The sequence below is a fragment of the Pseudomonas sp. genome (genome assembly GCF_050739655.1).
Taxonomy (GTDB): Bacteria; Pseudomonadota; Gammaproteobacteria; order Pseudomonadales; family Pseudomonadaceae; genus Aquipseudomonas.
Map to the genome: position 1 here is coordinate 1 of NZ_JBOIBY010000272.1, position 4471 is coordinate 4471.

Below are 4471 nucleotides of genomic sequence, written 5' to 3' on the forward strand. Positions count from 1 at the left end.
GGGTGGCACATTCGACATTGATGTCGGCTGATGGTCCGTCATCGCTGGCAAGCCAGCTCCCACAGGTTGTGCGGTGCTTTGAGTAAAAAACCGGCGGCATCCTTGGGGATGGCCGCCGGTGAGGTAACGCTTAGATGCCGAAACGGTCGCGCAACGAGTAGTACACGGCGCCCATGGCAGTCAACGGTGCCGAGAAGGTACGCCCACCGATCATCGGCATGTGTGGCAAGGACGCAAACGCGTCGAAGCGCTCGGCGTCGCCGCGGATCATTTCCGAGATCAGTTTGCCGGCCAGGTGCGAGCAGGTGACGCCGTGGCCACTATAGCCCTGCATGTAGTAGGCGTTTTTCTCGATACGGCCGAATTGCGGCATGCGCGACATGGTCAACAGGAAGTTGCCGGTCCAGCGGTAGTCGATCTTCACGTCCTTCAATTGCGGGAAGGTCTTGAGGATTTTCGGGCGGATCAACTGCTCGATGTCATCCGGTTCACGGGCGCCGTAGACCACGCCACCGCCGTAGAGCAGGCGGTTGTCGGCGGTCAAACGGTAGTAGTCGAGCAGGTAGTTGCAGTCTTCGACGCAGTAGTTGTGGGTGATCAGGCTGCGTGCCTGCTTTTCCGACAACGGCTCGGTGACGACGATCTGCGAACCGCAAGGCATGCTCTTGCTGGTCACGCGATTATCGAGACCCTGCGGCAGATAGGCGTTGCCGGCGATCAGCAGATACTTGGCGCGGACCAGGCCTTTGGCGGTGCGCACGGTGATCGGCTCGCCGTAGGTGATTTCCACCGCCGCCGACTGTTCGTAGATTTTGCCGCCCAGGCCAATGATTGCCGAAGCTTCGCCGAGCGCCAGGTTCAGCGGGTGAATGTGACCGCCCTGCATGTCCAGCAGGCCACCGACGTAGGCGTCGGAACCGATTTCGCGCTTGATGTCAGCCGCGTCGAGCATTTTCAGGTTCTTGTTGCCGTAGCGCTCCCAGCTCTTCTTCTGCTCGGCCAGGCCCTTGAGTTGTTTCTTGTTCATCGCCGCGAAGATACCGCCCGGGCGGTAGTCACACTGGATGTCGTAGTGCTGTATGCGCTGACGAATAATGTCGGCGCCTTCGAAGATCATGCTGCCGAGCACTTCAGCGGTCTTGTCGCCATAACGCTCTTCGATCACGTCGACGTCGCGGCTGTAAGAGTTGACCAGTTGACCGCCGTTGCGACCGCTGGCACCGAAGCCGACTTTGGCCGCTTCCAGTACGGTCACGCTGTAACCTGCTTCGGCGAGGAACAGTGCCGAAGACAGACCGGTGTAGCCAGCGCCGATTACGCAGACGTCGCAATCCACCGCCTCTTCCAGCACCGGAAAATCGCCGGTGAAGTTGCGGGTGGCGGCGTAGTAGCTGTTTACATGCGTTTGTTTCATAAGTTTCTCCGATGGCCACCAGCACAATCGGCGGCCGCCGCTTTATTGTTATTAGAGCTTGATCCAGGTCGCTTTGAGTTCGGTGTACTTGTCGAACGCATGCAGCGATTTGTCCCGACCATTACCCGACTGCTTGAACCCGCCGAACGGCGCGGTCATGTCGCCGCCGTCGTACTGGTTGACCCACACGCTGCCGGCGCGCAGGCCACGGGCAAAGGTGTGGGCCTTGCTCAGGTTGCTGGTCCACACGCCAGCGGCCAGGCCGAAGATGCTGTCGTTGGCAATCGCCAGGGCTTCTCCAGCCGTGTCGAAGGTAATCATCGACAGCACCGGACCGAAAATTTCTTCCTGGGCGATGGTCATGGCGTTGGTGACGCCATCGAAAATCGCCGGCTCCACATACAGGCCGCCAGTGTCTTCGAGAGTGCGTTGACCGCCGGCGATCAGTGAAGCGCCCTGCTCCTTGCCGATGCTGATGTAGCGCAGCACGTTGTCCAGTTGACGCTGGTCGACGACCGCACCGACGGTGGTTTCTGGATCCAGAGCATGCCCCGGTTTCCACGCTTGCAAGGCTTCCAGCAACAACGGGATGAATTGCTCGCGAATCGAACGCTCCACTAGCAGGCGCGAGCCGGCGGTGCAGACTTCGCCCTGGTTGAAGGCGATGCCGCTGGCCGCTGCCTGCGCTGCCGCGCGCAAATCCGGCGCGTCGGCAAACACCACATTCGGGCTCTTGCCCCCGGCTTCAGCCCAGACGCGTTTCATGTTGCTTTGCCCGGCATAGACCATCAGTTGCTTGGCGATCGCGGTGGAACCGGTGAAGGCCAGCACGTCGACGTCCATGTGCAGCGCCAGCGCCTTGCCGACAGTGTGACCGTAGCCCGGCAGGACGTTGAACACGCCTTTTGGAATGCCCGCGTCCAGTGCCAACTGCGCAATGCGAATCGCGGTCAGCGGCGACTTTTCCGAAGGCTTGAGGATGAATGAGTTACCCATCGCCAGGGCCGGGGCGAATTTCCAACTGGCCATGATCAGCGGGAAGTTCCACGGCACGATGGCCGCGACCACGCCGGCGGCTTCACGGGTCACCAGGCCCAGTTGATCGTGCGGCGTAGCAGCGACTTCGTCGTAGATCTTGTCGATGGCTTCGGCGGTCCAGCGGATCGCGTTGGCGGTCGCGGGAATGTCGACGTTCATCGAGTCACTGATCGGCTTGCCCATGTCGAGGGTTTCGAGCAGCGCCAGTTCTTCCCGGTTGGCCAGGATCAGATCGGCAAAGCGGATCAGGACGCGCTTGCGCTCGGCCGGGGCCAGATTGCGCCAGACGCCGGAGTCGAAGGTACGGCGAGCCACCGCCACTGCGGCGTTGGCGTCGGCTTCATCGGTGCTGGCGACGTTGGCCAGGAAGCGACCGTCCACGGGGCTTACGCATTCAAACGTCGCGCCGCTGACGGCTGCGCAATATTGGCCGTCGATGAAGGCACGGCTTTCGATTGTTAGGGACTGGAAGCGTTGCTCCCAGTCGCTGCGGGTGATTGTCATGGTAGTGACTCGACGCAGGGGAATAGGTGATCGTCGGGCTGATGCCCACAATCCAAAACTTGAAATGCGATCTCTGTAGGAGCTGCCGAAGGCTGCGATCTTTTGACTTTGCTTCTTTAGATCAAGATCAAAGGATCGCAGCCTTCGGCAGCTCCTACAGGGGTGATTTACAGGTCCGATGGAGCCATCAAACGGTATGCAAGTACCAGTTGTACTCAAGGTCCGAAATGGAGTTTTCGAACTCCGCCAGCTCGCTTTCCTTGCAGGCTACGAACACGTCGATGTACATCGGGTCAATGTATTTGGCCATGACTTCATCGTCGTCCAGCACGCGCAGGGCGTCGCGCAGGTTGTTCGGCAGGCTTTGCTCGTTCTGCTCGTAGCTGTTGCCTTCCACCGGTGCGCCCGGCTCGATCTGGTTGGTCAGACCGTGATGCACGCCCGCCAGAACCGAGGCCATCAACAGGTACGGGTTGGCGTCGGCGCCGGCTACACGATGTTCGATACGTACGGCATCGGGCGAGCCAGTCGGTACGCGTACCGCTACGGTGCGGTTGTCGATGCCCCAGCTCGGCGAGTTCGGTACGTAGAACTGCGCACCGAAACGGCGGTACGAGTTGACGTTCGGGCAGAGGAACGCCATCTGCGCCGGCAGGGTCTCCAGCACACCGCCGATCGCGTGTCGTAGCGCGGCGTTCTGCTCGGGATCCTCGCTGGCAAAGATGTTGTTGCCTTCTTTATCCAGAATCGAAATGTGCACGTGCAGACCGTTGCCCGCCTGGCCAGGATACGGCTTGGCCATGAAGGTGGTGTCCATCTCGTGGTCGTAGGCGATGTTCTTCACCAGACGCTTGAGCAGGACGGCGTAGTCGCACGCCTTTATAGGATCGGCCACGTGGTGCAGGTTGACTTCGAACTGCGCAGGCGCGCTTTCCTTGACGATGGCGTCAGCCGGGATGCCCTGCTCTTTCGCGCCTTCAAGGATGTCCTGCAGGCAGTCGACGTATTCGTCCAGATCGTCGATCAGGTACACCTGGGTCGACATCGGACGCTTGCCGGAGACCGGCGAACGCGGCGATTGCGGACGACCGTTCACGTTGTCCTGGTCGATCAGGTAGAACTCCAGTTCGAACGCAGCGCAAATAGTCAGGCCCAGGTCGTCGAACTTGCGCACGACATTGGCCAGCACTTCACGGGGGTCGGCGAAGAACGGTTGGCCTTCGATCTCGTGCATGGTCATCAGCAGTTGCGCGGTCGGGCGCTTCTGCCATGGCTCGATGCTCAAGGTGCCGGGGATTGGGTAGCAGATCCGGTCAGCATCGCCGATGTCCAGACCCAGGCCGGTGCTTTCCACCGTGGAACCATTGATGTCCAGAGCAAAGAGAGAAGCCGGCAGGTTGATGCCTTTCTCGTAAACCTTATGAAGACTGGTGCGCTCGATGCGCTTGCCGCGCACCACACCGTTCATATCCGCAATCAGAAGGTCGACGTACAAAACCTCAGGATGTTTCTTAA

Annotated in this window: 3 protein-coding genes; all 3 read right to left on the reverse strand. The window is 60.3% G+C overall.

What is annotated here, in order from left to right; all coding sequences use genetic code 11:
• Positions 1-130 precede the first annotated feature (130 nt).
• Positions 131-1414, reverse strand: a complete 1284-nt coding sequence (locus ACRESJ_RS13565; protein ID WP_431758342.1) for an NAD(P)/FAD-dependent oxidoreductase — start codon at positions 1412-1414, stop codon at positions 131-133.
• 51 nt (positions 1415-1465) lie between these two features.
• The gene (locus tag ACRESJ_RS13570; RefSeq protein WP_431758343.1) at positions 1466-2956 is read right to left on the reverse strand and encodes an aldehyde dehydrogenase; all 1491 of its coding nucleotides are present in this window, start codon (positions 2954-2956) and stop codon (positions 1466-1468) included.
• A gap of 187 nt (positions 2957-3143) precedes the next feature.
• Positions 3144-4471, reverse strand: a 1328-nt coding sequence (locus tag ACRESJ_RS13575) for a glutamine synthetase family protein (protein WP_431758344.1), incomplete at its 5' end; no start/stop codon positions are given.

What these genes read in the sequence shown, in the direction of transcription:
- ACRESJ_RS13565 (WP_431758342.1), bottom strand. Translation starts at nt 1,414, where the DNA reads ATGAAACAAACGCATGTAAACAGCTACTACGCCGCCACCCGCAACTTC.
- ACRESJ_RS13570 (WP_431758343.1), bottom strand. Translation starts at nt 2,956, where the DNA reads ATGACAATCACCCGCAGCGACTGGGAGCAACGCTTCCAGTCCCTAACA.